This window comes from Kitasatospora purpeofusca (assembly GCF_000718025.1).
Lineage (GTDB): Bacteria > Actinomycetota > Actinomycetes > Streptomycetales > Streptomycetaceae > Kitasatospora > Kitasatospora purpeofusca.
The window spans coordinates 20,869-37,809 of the sequence record NZ_JODS01000029.1 but is presented as its reverse complement, the minus strand read 5'-3'; the positions used below and the strand labels follow the sequence as shown (position 1 = coordinate 37,809).

The window sequence follows — 16,941 nt, the reverse complement described above, 5'->3', positions numbered from 1 at the left end:
GACAGGACGAGGACAGGACGAGGACAGGACGAGGACAGGACGAGCAGGACGACAGGGACAGCAAACAGGATCAGCGCGCCGGCGTCAGCCGCAGGGTCACCAGTTCGAACGGCCGCAGCGCCAGCCGCACCCCGTCGCCGTCCGCCACGACCTCGCCGCGGGTGCCGTCCCACGGCCGCTCCAGCAGGTCGCAGGGCACCGCGGCGGCCAGCGCGAAGGAGGTCGCCAGCCGCCCCCGGGCCCGGCCGCCGCCCGACTCGTAGACCCGTACCACCAGGTCCCCGCTGCCGTCGTCGGCCAGCTTGACGGCGCTCACCACCAGCGCGTCCTGGTCCAGCTCGACCAGCGGCCGCACCGCCTCCGCCGAACCGGTCACCCGGCGCTCGGGCAGGCCCACCGCGTAGCCCTCGCGGACGGCGTCGCCGATCTCCGCGCCCGGCACCAGCGCGTGCCGGAACCGGTGCCGCCCCTGGTCGGTGCGCGGGTCGGGGAAGCGCGGCGCGCGCAGCAGCGAGAACCGGACCGTGGTGGTGGTGCCGCCGTCCTCCGCGCGCACCGCCCGGGTCACGTCGTGCCCGTAGGTCGAGGGGGTGACCAGCGCGACGCCCCAGCCCGGTTCGGCCAGGTGCACGAAGCGGTGGTTGCAGGCCTCGAACTTGGCCGCGTCCCAGCTGGTGTTGGTGTGAGTGGGCCGGAACTGGTGGCCGAACTGGGTCTCGGCCGCGTACCGCTCGGTGTGCACGTCCAGCGGGAACGCGAGCTTCAGGAACTTCTCCGCCTCGTGCCAGTCCACCTCGGTGTCGATGTCCAGCCGGCCCGAGCCCGCGCGCAGGGTCAGCGTCTGGGTCACGGTGGAGGAGCCGAACGAGCGGGCGACCCGCACCGCGACCTCCGCCGGGCCCTCGGCGTGCACCGCGACCTCGTCGGCCGCGACCAGGTCGGTGACCGTGTTGCGGTAGAACTGGTCGACGTCCCAGGCGTCCCACATGTTCGGGAAGTCGGGGTGCAGTTGGAGCAGGTTGGCCCGGGTGCCCGGGGCGACGGCCTCCCGGCCGCTCGCCGCGTCCACCGCCGACACCACCAGGCCGTCGCCGTCCACCACCACCCGCAGCAGCCCGTTGTCGAGCACGAAGCCGCCGCCCTCGCGCGCGGTCACCGCGCAGTCGCCCGGACCGGCCACCGCCACCGCCGCGCCGCCGGCCGGCACCGCCGAGCGTCCGTGCGGGGCGCCGTTGAACACCAGCTCGCGCCCGCCCGCCGGATCGCCCGCCAGGGCCCGCTGGGCGGCGCCGATCAGCTCCTCCAGCTCGGCCGCCAGGCCCGCGTACGTCGCCTCCGCCTCCCGGTGCACCCAGGCGATCGAGGAGCCCGGCAGGATGTCGTGGAACTGGTGCAGCAGCACGGTCTTCCAGATCCGGTCCAGCCGCTCGTACGGGTAGGCCAGGCCGGTGCGCAACGCGGCCGTGGCACACCAGAGTTCGGCCTCCCGCAGCAGGTTCTCGCTGCGCCGGTTGCCCTGCTTGGTACGGGCCTGGCTGGTCAGGGTGGCCCGGTGCAGCTCCAGGTACAGCTCGCCCACCCAGACCGGCGGCTTCGGGTACTCGGCCTCGGCCTCGGCGAAGAACTCGGCCGGGCGCTGCCACCGCACCGTGGCCGAGCCCTCCAGGTCGCGCAGCCGGGCGGCCTTGCCGACCATCTCGCGGGTGGTGCCGCCGCCGCCGTCGCCCCAGCCGGTCGGCGCCAGCGAGTGCCGGGCCACCCCCTTGTCCTTGAAGTTCCGTGCCGCGTGGGCGATCTCGGAGCCCTTCATGGAGCAGTTGTAGGTGTCCACGGGCGGGAAGTGGGTGAAGATCCGGGTGCCGTCGATGCCCTCCCAGAGGAAGGTGTGGTGCGGGAACTTGTTGATCTGGCTCCAGGAGATCTTCTGGGTCAGCAGCCACTTGGAGCCCGCGTTGCGGATGATCTGCGGCAGGCCGCCGGTGAAGCCGAAGGTGTCCGGCAGCCAGGCCTCCTCGTTCTCGATCCCGAACTCGGCCAGGAAGAACCGCTTGCCGTGGACGAACTGACGGGTCATCGCCTCCGAGGAGGGCATGTTGGTGTCGGACTCCACCCACATGCCGCCGGCCGGGACGAAGCGGCCGTCCGCCACCGCCTTCTTCACCCGGGCGTACACCTCCGGGCGGTGCTCCTTGATCCAGGCGAACTGCTGTGCCTGGGACATGGTGTAGAGGAAGTCCGGCTCGTCCTCCAGCAGCGCGGTCATGTTGGCGGCGGTCCGGGCGACCTTGCGGACCGTCTCCCGCAGCGGCCACAGCCAGGCCGAGTCGATGTGGGCGTGGCCGATCGCGCCGATCCGGTGCGCGGACGGCGCGGCGGGCGCGGCCAGCACCTCGACCAGACAGGAACGGGCCGCCGCCGCGGTGCCGTTGACGTCCTGGAGGTCGATCGCGTCGAGGGCCCGCTCGACCGCGCGCAGCAGCTCCCAGCGGCGGGCGCCGTCGGCCGGCAGCTCGGCCATCAGCTCGCCGAGCACCTCCAGGTCCAGCACCAGCTGCCAGACCGTCTCGTCGAAGACCGCGAGGTCCATCCGCGCCAGCCGGTACTGCGGCTTGTCCCCGGCGGTCTCCTTGTCGCCCAACTCGGTGGGCAGGAAGGGGTGGTAGTCCAGGATGACCGGGTTGGCGGCGGCCTCGACATGCAGCAGCACCGGCTCGCCGCCTACCGCCGAGGCGGCGATCCGCACCCACTGGTTCTGCGGGTTGAGGCCCTTCACCGGGCTGCCGTCGGGGCGGTACACCAGGCCCTCGCACTGGAAGCCGGGCATATTGGCGTCGAAGCCGAGGTCGATCAGCGCCTCGACGGTCCGCCCGGCCCAGGCCTCGGGCACCGTCCCGGCCACGGTGAGCCAACTGGTGCTCCAGGGCGCGCCCCAGGCGTCCCCGACCGCGATCGGCGAGCGCGGCGCGGCCAGGCCCTCGGCGACCGGGACGGGCTCACCGGGCGCGGTCCAGACCGAGACGGTCAGCGGGACGGACTCGGGGTACACCGCCGGGCGGATGCGCTCCTCCAGGACGCGCTTGAGGCGGGCTTCGACGAGGGTGCGGTCATCGTGCATGTCAGCGGACTCCGTTGGGCGACTGGGCGAGGGGGAGGGAGGGTCGGCGGAGTTCGTCCGGGTGGACGAGTTCGGTGATGCCGCGGGCGGCGAGGTGGGCGGCGTCCCCGGCGCGCTCGGCCAGGACCGCGGTCGGCCGGGCGCCGTCCGCGGCCAGCCGCATGAAGGTCTCGAACACGGCGCCGCCGGGACCGCAGACCGAGCGGCCGGGGGCGGTCACCTCGTCCCCGGCGGCGACCACCACGGCGGTGCGGCGCGGCGCGGGCGCCCGCCAGTCGGCGCGCGCGGCGGCGACGGCCCCGGCCAGCCGCTCCCCGGCCGGCTTGACCCGCCGGTCGCTGGTCAGCAGGCCGAGGCTGTACTCCAGCTCCGGGAAGTCCGCCAGCGAGCGGTCCACGTCGTGCGAGCACCACCAGGTGACGCCCCACAGGTCGGGGCAGTCCAGCACCGCGGCGACGGTCGCGCCGGTGAACCGGGCGGCGTCCGCGGCGGTGATGTGCGGGGCCGGGGCGCCGACCTCCTGGAGCCAGACCGGGCGGTGCGGGTCCCCGGCCCAGGCCTTGGACAGCTCCACCAGGTAGGCGGCGTGCTGGTCGCTCGCGGTGGAGCGGGCGCCGTAGCGCTGCGCGGTGCCGTTGAACACCCAGGAGTGCACGGCGGTGGCCGCGCCGATCCGGGCCGAGTGCCAGGGGGTGAACGGGTGCCCGTCGAGGTACCAGGCGGCGTCGTAGGAGGCGTGCAGGTGCAGCCGGCCGGGGGCGCCCCGCTCGCAGGCGTCGACCATCCGGCGCAGCCAGGCGTCGGCCTGCTCGGGGGTGGCCCGGTGCGGGTCGGGGTGCGGCTCGCCGGAGAACTGGTTGACCTCGTTGCCGACCGTCATGCCGAGGAAGTTGGGCCGTTCGGCGAGGGCGGCGGCGAGGGTGCGCAGATAGGCGGCCTGGCCGTCGACCACGTCCGGGTCGGTGAACATGTTCCGGCGGTGCCAGGTGCGGATCCAGGCCGGTTCGAAGTCGAAGCTGGACAGGTGGCCCTGGAGGCCGTCCACGGCGACGTCGAGCCCGCGCTCCCCGGCCGCGTCCACCAGCGCCACGAGCTGCTCGACGGCGCGCGGGCGGATCAGCGTGCGGTTGGGCTGGAACAGCGGCCAGAGCGGGAACACCCGGACGTGGTCGAGGCCGAGCGCGGCGATCGAGTCGAGGTCGGCGCGGACGGCGTCGAGGTCGAAGTCGAGCCAGTGGTGGAACCAGCCGGCGGTGGGCGTGTAGTTGACGCCGAAGCGCGGGGCGGTGGTCCGCGGAGCGGTGGTCATGGTCGGTGGCTCCCTGGGAGGAGGAACGGCGGTGCGTCCGGTGCGGTCCGGCGGGGCCGTCCGGTGCGGTCGTCCGGTGCGGTGCGTCCGGGTGCGGTGCGTCCGGTGCGGGGTTCAGCCCTTCACGGCACCCTCCTCCACTCCCTTGAAGAAGAAGCGCTGGCACACCGCGAACACCACCACGATCGGCAGGAAGGCGATCATGGTGCCGGCCGCGATCAGTCGGGGGTTGGCGCTGAAGGTGCCGTTGAGGTACTGCAGGCCCACCGTCAGGGTGTACTTCTGCGGGTCGTTGAGCACGATCAGCGGCCAGAGGAAGTCGTCCCAGGCGCCGATGAAGGTGAAGATCACGATCACGCTGAGCATGCCGCGCACGTTCGGCAGCCCGATGTGCCACAGCCGCTGGCGGACGTTGGCGCCGTCCACCAGCGCGGCCTGCTCCAGTTCGGGCGGGACGGCGGCGAAGGCGGTGCGCATCAGCAGCACATTGAGCATGGAGAGCGCACCGGGCAGGGCGACCCCGGTCAGGGTGTCGGCCAGGCCGAGGCTGCGCACGGTGACGTACTGGGAGACGACCGTGGCCTCGCCGGGCAGCACCAGGGTGGCCAGCAGCAGGCCGAACACCAGCCGGACGCCCCGGAACCGCAGCTTGGCGAGCGCGTAGCCGGCCAGGGTGCAGCCGACCACGTTGCCGAAGATCGCGATGCCGGCGACGACCAGCGAGTTGGCGGCGTACGTCCAGACCGGGATGGTGTCGGCGACCTTGAGGTAGTTGTCGACGGTGGGGTGGTCCGGGAGGAAGTGCGGGGTGGCGGACCAGACGTCCTCGGTCGGGCCCTTGAGGGAGGTGGAGAGCTGCCACAGGAACGGCCCGACGACCAGCAGCAGCACGAACAGGAGCAGCAGGTAGCGCAGCGCGGTCTCGGCGGGGGAGGGAGTGTTGAAGCTGCGGGAGCGCGGGGTGTTGGAGCCGCGGGAGCGCCTCACGGTCAGGCCGCCTTCCGGTTGAGGCGCGTCAGCAGCAGCATCGGGCCGAGGGTGATGAGGAACAGCAGCAGGCTGAGTGCCGAGGCGTAGCCGAGGTGGCCGGTGAAGCCCCGGCTGTACATCTGGATCAGCATCACCACCGACATGTCCCGGCCGCCGGGGCCGCCGGTGCCGTTGGAGAGCACGTACAGCTCGGAGAACACCCGCAGCGAGGAGACCGAGATCAGCACCGAGACCAGCACCATGGTGGGCCGTACCCCCGGCAGGGTGACGTGCAGGAAGCGGCGCAGCGCGCCCGCGCCGTCGACGGCGGCGGCCTCGTGCAGCTCCCGGCCGACGTTGGCGAGCGCCGACAGGTAGATGACCATGTAGTAGCCGAGGCCCTTCCAGGTGGTCAGGGCGATCGCGCTGAGCAGCAGCAGCCAGCGGTCGGTGAGGAAGGGGACCGGTGAGTCGGCGAGGCCGGTCTGCCGCAGCACGCCGTTGATCAGCCCCCGGTCGTTCAGTGCCCAGCCCCAGATCAGGGCGACCACGACGGCGGAGGCGACGACGGGGGTGTAGAAGGCGGTGCGGAAGAAGGTGATGCCGGGCAGTCGGCGCTGGACCAGCAGGGCCAGCAGCAGCGGCAGTACGGTCAGCAGCGGCAGGCAGATCAGCAGGTAGATCACGGAGTTGAGCAGGGCGTCGGCCAACTGGTCGTCGCTGAAGGCGCGTTGGTAGTTGTCGAGGCCGGTGAACCGTCCGCCGCCGAGGGGCTTGGCGTTGGTGAACGACAGGATCACCGTGTTGGCGGCGGGCCAGAGGTTGAAGACGGCCAGCCAGATCAGTGCGGGCCCGGCGAGCAGCCAGGGGGTGAACCAGCGCCGGTGGGTCATGCCGTGCCTTCCTGGGGCGGGGGTCGCGGGTCGTTCCCGGTGGGCGGCGGCTCCCCGGGGGCGGGGCCGCCGCCCACCGGCGCGCGGGCGGTCAGGTCCACCGGCGCGCGGGCGGTCAGCCCTTGAGGAGCTGGTTGCACCGCTCGACGGCGGTGTCCAGGGCCTGCTTGGAGCTGGTGTCGCCGCTGATCGCGAGGGTGAACTGCTGCTTGACGATGGTGCTCATGGCGTCGTCCACCTGGACCGGCTGGAGCATCTTGGCCTTGGCCAGCGAGGTGAAGGCGACGACCTTGGCGTCGCCGGCGTTGCTGCCGTCCGACTTGCTGAACAGCGGGTCGTTAGCGGAGGCCTTGGTGGAGGGGAAGATGCTGGTCAGCCGGGAGAACGCGGCCTGGTTCTCCGGGCTGGTGACCCAGCGGGCCAGGGCCACGGCGGCGGCCGGGTTCTTGGTGTTCTTGGGCACGGACACGCCCTGGACGTAGAGCGGCGGGGTGCCCATCGACGGTGAGGAGACGATCTTCGGGGCGAGGGTGGGGTTGTCGGTGGCGACGGTGGTGATGAAGTTGGCCCCGGCGGTCGTCCAGGCGGCGGTGCCGGCGGTGAAGAGCTTGGAGTTGCCGGCGTAGGTGTCGGTGAGGACGTCGTTGGGCAGCAGCCCCTCCTTGAATGCGGCGCGGTACTTGTCCAGTACGGCCGCGGCCTCGGGGGTGTTGAAGGTGAACGACCTGCCGTCCTCGGCCATCACCTTGACGCCCGCGTCGACCAGGTCGCCGAGGCCGGGCTTGCGGCTCATCAGGTAGGCGGAGCCGCCGGCCTTCTCCTTGAAGGTCCTGGCCTGGGCGATGAGTTCGTCCAGGGTGGTGGGGAGCTTCTTCGGGTCCAGGCCGTACTTGGCGAGCAGCTCGGAGTTCCAGTAGTTGACGTCGGTGTTGAGGTACCAGGGGTAGCCGAAGGTGCCGCCCAGGCCCGCGAACCGGTAGGCGTCGAGGCCGCCGGTGACGTACTCCTCGCCGAGCTTCGGGTCGGCCTTGGCGACGTCCAGCAGCAGGCCCTGCTTGGCCAGCGGGAGGGCGAAGTCCGGTGGGAGGTTCACCACGTCGGGCAGGGTGCCGGCGGCGGCCTGGCTGAGCACCTTGTCGGAGTAGCCGTCGCCGGGCTGGTCCAGCCAGTCGACCTCGACGCCGGGGTACTTCTGCTCGAAGCCGTCGATCACGCCCTGCACATAGGCGGTGAACTTCGGTTTCAGCGCCCAGGTCTGGAGCGAGACCTTGCCCTTGACCTCGCCGGTGGCGGCGGCGCTCGCCGCGCTGTCACTGCTGCCGGAGCTGCCGTCGGAGCCGAGTCCGCAGCCTGTGGCCAGGGTCGCGGTGAGTACCGCCGTCGTCACTGCCGCCCGGATTCTACGCATGAGGGTTCTCCCGTGGTGGGTGGGGGAGGGGATGCATCGGGGATTGCGCGCGGTTTCGGAACCTGTCTTACTAAACCGGTCTAGCTATTGCAGGGACTATGCTCCGGCCTAAACTTGGCTGTCAAGAGAGGAGTCGGAACCCGTGGGCAGACCGACCATCGCCGACATCGCCCGTCGGGCGGGCGTCTCCAAGGGCGCGGTGTCCTTCGCGCTCAACGGCCGCCCGGGGGTGAGCGAGGCGACCAGGGCCCGGATCCTCCAGGTCGCGGAGGAGATGAACTGGCGGCCGCACAGCGCCGCCCGCGCCCTCGGCGGGGCCAGGTCGGACGCGGTCGGGCTGGTGATCGCCCGCCCGGCCAGGACCATCGGCGTCGAGCCGTTCTTCAGCCAACTGCTCTCCGGCCTCCAGGCGGTGCTGTCCGCGCACTCCGTCGCCCTGCACCTGATGGTGGTCGAGGACACCGCGGCCGAGATCGAGGTCTACCGCCGCTGGACCTCCGAGCACCGGGTCGACGGCTTCATCGTGGTCGACCTCCAGCTGCGCGACCCCAGGCTCGCCGTGCTGGACGCGCTCGGCCTGCCCGCCGTCGTGCTCGGCGGACCGGGCAAGGGCGCCGGGCCGCTGCGGATCTGGGCCGACGACCGGGAGGCGATGCTCTCCATCGTCGACTACCTGGCCGCCATCGGGCACCGGCGGATCGCCCACCTGGCCGGACTGCCGCACTTCCAGCACACCCAGCGGCGGATCCGGGCGCTGCGCGACGCCTCCCGCCGGCTCGGACTGGAGGAGGCGCTCTCGGTGCCGACCGACTTCAGCGACGCAGAGGGCGCCGCCGCCACCCGCACCCTGCTCTCCCGGCCCCGGCGGCCCACCGCGATCGTCTACGACAGCGACGTGATGGCGGTGGCCGGCCTCGGCGTGGCGGGGGAGATGGGCGTCGCGGTGCCCGGGGAGCTCTCCATCGTCTCCTTCGACGACTCGGTGCTCGCCCGGATCGTGCACCCGCCGCTCACCGCGCTGAGCCGGGACACCTTCGCGCTCGGCGAGCAGGTGGCGCGCAGCCTGCTGGCGGTGATCGACGACGCCGGTCCCGACCGTGACCTGCAGATGCCGACCCCGCGGCTGACCGTGCGCGAGTCCACCTCGCCGCCGGCCGGCGGTTCACCGGCGGGTGTGAACTCCACCGGCACCGTTGACAGCGCCTCTGAACCGGTTTAGCCTCGCTGGCGCCGAGCGGGCCCCGCTCGGCGCACCACCGTGGGGCCGGAGTCCGGCGAGGCGCCCACGGCCGTCCGGCCGGCCCGTTCGCACCCGGGCCCGCACCGGTTCCACCGCGCCCGCGCGCCGCACCCCGCCCGGGGCCCGTACCACCGGCACCGCGCACCCGGCCCCGCCCCGCCCCGCACATGCCGTACACGTAGACGTCGCACCCGCACCCGCCGTACCCGCACCCGCCGTACCCGCACCCGCCGTACCCGCACCCGCCGTACCCGTACCTGCCGTACCCGCACATGCACCCCCGGGCCGCGCCCGCCCCGGGCGAGGCCCGCCCCCACCCTCCTCCGCCTTCCGCGCGAACGGAGCCAGCGCATGTCACGACGACGGATCCCCCGCCTGCTCGGCGTCGCCCTCGGCGCAGCCGTCCTGGGCCTCACCCCCGCGGTCGCCCGGGCCGCACCCACCCCCGCCGCCCCGTCCCCGGCGGTGGCCCCCGCCGCCGCAGCGGCCGCCACCGGCACCCAGCCCTACGCCTCCTACTGGTACCCGAACACCATCCTCGGCTGGGACCCGGCCACCGACCCGGACGCCCGGTTCAACCGTGCCCGCGTCCCGCTCCAGCCCCGCACCACCGACCCGGGGCTCAAGGCCAACCCCAACGCCCGTGCGGGCGAAGGGAAGATCGCCTCCCTGGTCTCCTTCGGACCCACCTCCAACAATCCCTCCCAGGGCTCCACCGACCCCAACTACTACGCCTTCGGCTACTGGCAGTACGTCGACAAACTGGTGTTCTGGGGCGGCTCGGCCGGTGAGGGCCTCATCCTCGCCCCCAACCCGACCGTGATCGACGCCGCCCACCGCAACGGCGTCAAGGTCTACGGCACGGTGTTCTTCCCGCCCGCCGCGTACGGCGGCCAACTCCAGTGGGTGCGCGACTTCGTGCAGAAGTCCGGCAGCCGCTACCCCGTCGCCGACAAGCTCGTCCAGGCCGCCCAGTACTACGGCTTCGACGGCTGGTTCATCAACCAGGAGACCGGCGGCGGCGATTCGGCCCTCGCCGGCCAGGTCCGCGACCTGATGCAGTACACCAAGGCGCAGAGCGCGACCGAGTTCATGTGGTACGACGCCATGACCGAGTCCGGATCGGTCAGTTGGCAGAACGCCCTGACCAGCGCCAACGACACCTTCCTCCAGGACGGTGCGAAGCGCACCTCCGACTCGATGTTCCTCAACTTCAACTGGTCGTCCGGCGGCCTGGACTCCTCCCGCACCCTGGCCCGGGGCCTCGGCCGGGGCGAGTACGAGCTCTACTCCGGCATCGACACCGAGGCCAACGGCTACAACACCGGCGTCGACTGGAACACGCTCTTCCCCGCCGGGAAGCCGCACACCACTTCGCTCGGCCTCTACCGCCCCGAGTGGACCTGGAAGTCGGCGACCGACCGGGCCGACTACCTGGCCAAGGACGCCCGGTACTGGGTCGGCGCCAACAACGACCCCTCCAACACCTCCACCACCTCCTCCTGGAAGGGCCTGGCGAGCTACGTCGCCGAGTCCACCCCGGTCACCGCCAAGCCCTTCGTCACCAACTTCTCCTCCGGCGAGGGCGACTTCTACAACGCGGCCGGCACCCGGGTCGCCACCGGCGGCTGGAACAACCTCTCGCTCCAGGACGTCCCGCCCACCTACCACTGGCTGGTGGAGTCCACCGGCAGCAAGGTCACCCCGTCCGTCGACTTCGCCGACGCCTACGAGGGCGGCTCCTCGCTGCGCCTCACCGGGACGCCGAGCGCCGCCAACACCGTGCGGCTGTACCAGAGCAGGCTGCCGGTCGCGGCCGACACCAAGCTGTCGGTGGTGCTGAAGGCCCCGACCGCCGGGCCCACCCGCCTCGCCGCCGCGGTCTCCTTCACCGACGCACCGACCACCTTCACCACCCTCGACCTCGGCGCCACCACCGGCACCGGCTGGGAGCGCCGGACCCTCGACCTGTCCGCCTACGCCGGCCGCACCATCGCCCAGATCGGTCTGCGGACCACCGGCACCGGCTCCGCCTACGATCTGCGGATCGGTCAACTCGCCGTGTACGACGGCGCGGTGGACGCACCGGCGGCTCCGTCCGGGCTGACCCTGCTCGGCGCGGCCGACGTGGTGGCCGGGAGCAGCCAGTCGCTGCGGCTCGCCTGGACGCCGTCCCCCGGCGGGAACGTGCACCACTACGAGCTGTACCGGCGCAACGCCGACGGCACCCGGGGCTACCTGGGCGCCACCCCGTCCGACGCCTTCTTCGTCAACCGGCTCGACCGCGCCGGGACGGAGGCGAGCACCACCGTCGAGGTCGAGGCCGTCTCGACCGAGTACGGCCGCTCGACCGTCGCCACCACCACCGTGCCCTGGACCGGCACCCCGCCCACCGGCAGCAATCTGGCGCTGGGCCGTCCGGCCACCGCCTCCGGCCAGTGCAACACCGACGAGGGCCCGGCCAAGGCCGTCAACGGCACCGTCAACGGCGGCAACGGCGACAAGTGGTGCACCCTCACCAGTAGCAAGTGGCTGGAGGTGGACCTCGGTTCGGCGAAGCCGCTGACGAAGTTCGTGGTCAAGCACGCCCAGGCGGGCGGGGAGAGCGCCTCGTTCAACACCCGGGACTTCTCGGTCCAGGTCCGCTCCGCCGCCACCGACCCGTGGACCACCGTCGCCACCGTCACCGGCAACACCGCCGGCACCACCACCCACCCCGTGACCACCACGGCCCGGTACGTCCGGCTGGTGGTGACCAAACCGACCCAGGGCACCGATCCGGCCGCCCGGATCTACGAGTTCGAGGCCTGGGGCGCCTGACCCTCCCCCGGGGAGCCCGACACCCCGTCGCGCTCCCCGGACCGCCGCTTCCCGAAAGGACCCTCCCCGTGCCGGTCACCCTCACCGCCGTCGAGAGCACGGACCTGTTCACCGGCCCCGAGCACGCCCCGCGGCAGCTGCTGCGGGTCACCCTCGACGGCCCGCCCGCCACCCGGATCACCGTCACCGGCCCGGGCGTGCGCGGCGAGGCGGCCGGCACGGGGCAGGTCGAAGTCCCCCTGGAGATCACCGGCGCCGCCCCCGGCGCCCGGCTGCCGGTCACCGTCGAGGCCGGCGGGGCCCGCGCCGGGGGCGTCGTCGAGGTCGCCGAACCCGGCTGGACGATGTTCCTCGTCTCGCACTTCCACTACGACCCGGTGTGGTGGAACACCCAGGCCGCCTACACCTCCCCCTGGGAGCTGCTCTCCGCCGACGCCACCACCCGGCCGCTGTGGGAGCGCAACGGCTTCGCGCTGGTCGACGCGCACCTCGACCTCGCGCTGCGCGACCCGGTGTACAAGTTCGTGCTTGCCGAAGTCGACTACCTGAAGCCGTACTTCGATCAGCACCCGGAGCGCCGGGAGACGCTGCGGCTGCTGCTCGACCGGGGCCAGGTGGAACTCGTCGGCGGCACCTACAACGAGCCCAACACCAATCTCACCGGCGCCGAGACCACCATCCGCAACATCGCCTACGGCATCGGCTACCAGCGCGACATCCTCGGCGGCGATCCGCAGACCGCTTGGCAGCTGGACGTGTTCGGGCACGACCCGCAGTTCCCCGGCCACCTCGCCGCCGCCGGACTCACCGGCAGCGCCTGGGCGCGCGGCCCGTTCCACCAGTGGGGCCCGATCCAGAAGAACTTCCGGGAGGCCAAGGACGACGCCCGGGTGATGCAGTTCCCCAGCGAGTTCGAGTGGATCGCCCCGAGCGGCGAGGGCGTGCTCACCCACTACATGCCGCACCACTACTCGGCCGGCTGGTGGATGGACTCCTCGGCCGACCTGGCCACCGCCGAACGGGCCGTGTACGAGCTCTACCGCAAGCTCAAGCCGGTCGGCGCGACCAGGAACCTGCTGCTGCCGGTCGGCACCGACTACACCCCGCCCAACAAGTGGGTCACCGCGATCCACCGCTCCTGGGCCGCCAAGTACCTGTGGCCGAGGTTCGTCTGCGCCACCCCCCGCGACTTCCTGGACGCGGTGCGCGCCGAACTCGCCGCGACCGGCCGCCGTCCCGGCCCGCAGAGCCGGGACATGAACCCGGTCTACACCGGCAAGGACGTCTCCTACATCGACACCAAGCAGGCCCAGCGGGCGGCGGAGACCGCGGCCGTCGACGCCGAGAAGCTCGCGGTGCTCGCCGAGGCGCAGGGACTGGGCCGCTACCCGGCGGCCGCGCTCGACAAGGCCTGGCGCCACCTCGCCTACGGCGCCCACCACGACGCGATCACCGGCTCCGAGTCCGACCAGGTGTACCTGGACCTGCTCGGCGGCTGGCGGGAGGCGTACGACCTGGCGGCCGACGTCCGGGACCGGGCCCTGGACGCGTTGACGGCGCGGATCGGCACCCCGGTGGGCGACGGGGGCTGCGTGGTCGTCACCAACACGCTCTCCTTCGACCGCACCGACCTGGTCGCCGTCCCGCTGCCCCCGTTGCCTCCCGGGGCGACGGCCGGCGGGGTGCGGGTGCTGGACGACACGGGCGCGCCGGTGCCCTGCGCCCTCGACCGGGGCACCCTGCGCTTCCTGGCCGAGGACGTGCCGGCGCTCGGCTGGCGCACCTGGCGGCTGCTGCCCGGGGCCCCGGCCGAGACGCCCTGGTACCCGGCCGAGGGCCTCACCGTCGCCAACGCCCGCTACCGGGTCACCGCCGACCCGGCCCGCGGCGGCGGCCTCTGCTCCGTCCAGGACCTGCGCCACGAGCGGGAGTTGATCCGGACCGGCCTGGTCGGCAACGAGCTGCGGGTGTACGAGGAGTACCCCCAGCACCCCGACTTCGGCGAGGGTCCCTGGCACCTGCTGCCCAAGGGCCCGGTGACCGGCTCCGGCTCCGGTCCGGCCGAGGTGCGGCGCGAGACCGGCCCGCTCGGCGAACGCCTGGTGGTCACCGGGGCGGTGGACGGACTGCGGTTCGAGCAGACGGTCACCCTCTGGCGGGGCCTCGACCGGGTCGACTGCCGGACCAGGGTGCTCGACCACCGCGGTGCCGACCGGCTGCTGCGGCTGCGCTTCCCGGTCGACCTGCCGGGAGCGCTGCCGGTCAGCGAGGTGGCGGGCGCCGTCGTCGGCCGGGGCTTCGCGATGCCGGACGTCGACTCGGCCGAGGCGCCGTGGACCCTCGACAACCCCGCCAACACCTGGTTCGGCCTCGGCTCCACCGCGCGGGTCGTGCTCACCGACCCGGCCACCGGCGCGCCGCTCGGCGAACGGGCCTTCGGCGTCGCGGAGGTGGTCGTCCCCGAACTGGACGCCGCCGCCGACGCCCGGGAGCTGGTCGTCGCGCTGGCCCGGGTCGGCGTCACCGCCACCACCTCCGGTGCCGACTGGGCCCGGTACGGCTGGCTGGACGTCGACTCCAACCTGCCGGACCTGCGGATCCTCCTCGGCGGTCCCGAAACCAACGACGCCACCCGGGAGTTGCTGGAACGCGCGGGCGAGGAGTACGCGGCCGTGCTCAAGGCGCACGGCGCCGTCTGGGTGCCGGCTGCCGCCCCACTGACCGAGGTCTGGCGGCCCGGCGCGGACCTGCGCGACCTGCGGGCCCTGCCCGCGCTGGTCGTCACCGACCCGGCGGCGCTCGCCGCCGACCTCGCGGACGCCCGGATCACCGTCCGCTGCCCGGCGGCCCCGCCCGCCGCTGAACAACTCACCGACCACACCGCGGCGTTGCTGACGTACGGCCTGCCCGGCTTCGCCGTCGACAGCACCGGCGCGCTCCACCTGTCGCTGCTGCGCTCCTGCACCGGCTGGCCCTCCGGCGTCTGGATCGACCCGCCCCGGCGCACCCTGCCCGACGGCACGTCCTTCCAGCTCCAGCACTGGACGCACGACTTCCACTACGCCCTGGTCGGCGGTCCCGGCGACTGGCGGGACCAGGAACTCCCCTCGCGGGGGCAGGAGTTCAACCACCCGCTGTACGCCCGGGCGGTGCCCTCCGGGCAGTCGGGACCGCTGCCCGCCACGCTCTCCTGGCTGCGGGTCGAACCCGCCCGCCGGGTGCTGCTCGGCGCCCTCAAGCCGGCCGGCAACCCGATCGCCAACGGGTCCGCCGCCACCGCCTCCGCCCAACTGCTGACCGTCCGCCTGGTCGAGTCGACCGGACTGGGCAGCACCGTCGCCCTCGGCGGCGCGCTGGGCCTGGTCGACCTGCGCCACGCCGACCTGCTGGAGCGGCCCACCGGCCCGGTCGAGGGCGAACTCACGCTCCCCGGTTCGGCGTTCGCCACCCTGCTGGCCCGCCCCGGGGTGGCCGCCGAGCCGGCCGGACCCGTGCTCGGCGCGGCCGCCGAGCCGGCCCAGCCCGTGCACGCCCGCTACTGGCTGCACAACCGGGGCCCGGCGCCGCTCGGCTACCTCCCGGTGTCCGTCGGCGCCTCGCCCGGCCTGCTGCGGACGGCCGGGGAGCCCGTCACCCTGTCGGTGGCGCTCTCCTCGCAGCTCCAGGACGCCGCCGTGGAGGGCACCGCCACCGTCCACCCGCCGGAGGGCTGGACGGCCGGTCCCACCGCCCGCCCCTACCGGCTGGCCCCCGGTGGCCACCTCCGCTTCCCGGTCACCCTCACCCCGCCCGCCGACTCCGAACCCGGCCTGTACTTCGCCGCCGTCCGGGTGGCCCACGATGGGCAGGAGGTCGAGGACGTGGTCACGGTGGCGGTCGGCGAGCTGCCGGACGTCCTCCCCGTCCCCGGCGAGGCCCCCGAGGACTGGACCGCCGCCCAGGGCACCAGGGCCACCGAGGGCCGCGACACCGGCCTCGGTGTCGCCGTGCTCGCCGACACCGTCCGGCTGTCCCCGGGGGAGCGGGGCGTCCTGGCGCTGCGGCTGACCAACCGCACCCGCGGCGGGATCCGCGGCGAACTGCAACTCGTCTCGCCCTGGGGCAGTTGGGAGGCCGTCGGCGCCCCCGTCCGCGGCTTCAGCCTCGCCGCGGGCGCCGAATCGGTCGAGGAGTTCGAGGTCGCCGCCCCGGCCGCCATGGACCCCGGCGCGTACTGGGCCCTGGCCAAGGTGATGTGGTTCGGCCGCTGCCAGTACGCGCCCACCGTCGCGGTGGTGGTCGCGCCGTGACCGCCCCCGCCGAAGCCCCGGTCCTCGGCCTGCTCGACGGCCGGCCGCTGCCCCGCACCGGCCTCGACCGCCGCCTCGCCGCCCTGCGCGCCGGCCCCAGGGCCGCCGCGCTGCCGGTGCCGGGCAGCGGCGAGGACCGGCAACTCGCCCGCTGGGTCGCCCAGGTGCTGCTGACCGAGGCGCTCTGCGAGGCGGTCGCCGTCGAACGCGGCCTCGCCGTCCACCCGGGGGCCGGGCCCGCCCGGCTCGACCAGCGGGCCGCCGTCGAGCTCGGCTCCATCACCGCCGCCGCGTACGAGGGTTGCGCGGCGGTGCGGGCCGTCTGCGCCGAGGTCACCGCCGACGTCGAGCCCTCCGCCGCCGAGGTGGCCCACTACCGCGCCCTCACCGAACGCCCCCCGTCCGCCACACCGTGGCGGCTCGCCCTCCCCGACGGCTCCGTCCTCGACGCGACCCCGGACACCCTCCCGCTCGCCCTCGCCGAGGCCCTGGGCGCCGCGGCTCCCGGCGAGTGGGTCACCGTCGCGGGCTGGACCGCCGCCCGCCTCACCACCGTGCCCGCCCCTGCCCCCGCTCCCGCTCCCGACCCGTCGGCCGCCGTGCGGGCCGCCGCCCGCCGGGCCGCCTTCGTCCGCTGGCTCGACCACGCCCGCGCCGCCCGCCTCACCCTCGTCCCCGGCCTCGAACACCCCGGCGACCCGGCCCAGCCCGACAACCACCACCGCCACTGAGCGCGCGCCGACGCCCGCGCTGTCCGCCCGCCGCCCGCCCGGGCAGGCCGACTGCCCGTTCGGGCGGCGGGCGTGTGCAACCTTTTCGCCCGCCCGGGGCGTCAATACAGCGACGGGCGCCGCCCGCGGCCCCGGTCAGTACCGGTGCGAAAGGTCCGGCACGGCAA

9 protein-coding genes are annotated in these 16,941 nt (G+C 73.7%); 4 read left to right on the top strand and 5 right to left on the bottom strand.

Features of this window, described 5'->3' with window-relative positions:
- Positions 1 to 70: 70 nt before the first annotated feature.
- The 5 genes from IF01_RS0131230 to IF01_RS0131210 form a co-directional block, all read right to left on the bottom strand.
- Positions 71 to 3,115, bottom strand: a complete 3,045-nt coding sequence (locus IF01_RS0131230; RefSeq protein ID WP_030396953.1) for an alpha-mannosidase — start codon at positions 3,113 to 3,115, stop codon at positions 71 to 73.
- 1 nt (position 3,116) lies between these two features.
- The gene (locus tag IF01_RS0131225; protein WP_030396952.1) at positions 3,117 to 4,424 is read right to left on the bottom strand and encodes a glycoside hydrolase 5 family protein; all 1,308 of its coding nucleotides are present in this window, start codon (positions 4,422 to 4,424) and stop codon (positions 3,117 to 3,119) included.
- A 114-nt stretch (positions 4,425 to 4,538) separates the two neighbouring features.
- On the bottom strand, positions 4,539 to 5,411 hold the full coding sequence (locus tag IF01_RS0131220; protein WP_375341011.1) for a carbohydrate ABC transporter permease: 873 nt from the start codon (positions 5,409 to 5,411) through the stop codon (positions 4,539 to 4,541).
- A gap of 2 nt (positions 5,412 to 5,413) precedes the next feature.
- Positions 5,414 to 6,286, bottom strand: coding sequence for a carbohydrate ABC transporter permease (locus IF01_RS0131215; RefSeq protein ID WP_030396950.1), 873 nt, complete (start codon positions 6,284 to 6,286; stop codon positions 5,414 to 5,416).
- 115 nt (positions 6,287 to 6,401) lie between these two features.
- Entirely contained in the window at positions 6,402 to 7,673 is a 1,272-nt protein-coding gene (locus IF01_RS0131210) for an ABC transporter substrate-binding protein (protein WP_208624378.1), read from the bottom strand.
- A gap of 163 nt (positions 7,674 to 7,836) precedes the next feature.
- Between IF01_RS0131210 and IF01_RS0131205 the strand changes: the two genes are divergently transcribed.
- From IF01_RS0131205 to IF01_RS0131190, 4 genes are all read left to right on the top strand, one after another.
- A complete protein-coding gene (locus IF01_RS0131205) occupies positions 7,837 to 8,913 on the top strand; it encodes a LacI family DNA-binding transcriptional regulator (protein WP_078880470.1) in 1,077 nt (358 codons plus the stop codon).
- A gap of 372 nt (positions 8,914 to 9,285) precedes the next feature.
- A complete protein-coding gene (locus IF01_RS0131200) occupies positions 9,286 to 11,754 on the top strand; it encodes an endo-beta-N-acetylglucosaminidase (RefSeq protein ID WP_030396947.1) in 2,469 nt (822 codons plus the stop codon).
- A gap of 68 nt (positions 11,755 to 11,822) precedes the next feature.
- Complete coding sequence (locus IF01_RS0131195) at positions 11,823 to 16,043, top strand: glycoside hydrolase family 38 N-terminal domain-containing protein (protein WP_030396946.1); 4,221 nt, start codon at positions 11,823 to 11,825, stop codon at positions 16,041 to 16,043.
- A complete protein-coding gene (locus IF01_RS0131190; RefSeq protein ID WP_030396945.1) occupies positions 16,040 to 16,774 on the top strand; it encodes a DUF7158 domain-containing protein in 735 nt (244 codons plus the stop codon). Before IF01_RS0131195 ends, IF01_RS0131190 begins: the two co-directional genes overlap by 4 nt.
- Positions 16,775 to 16,941: the final 167 nt, after the last annotated feature.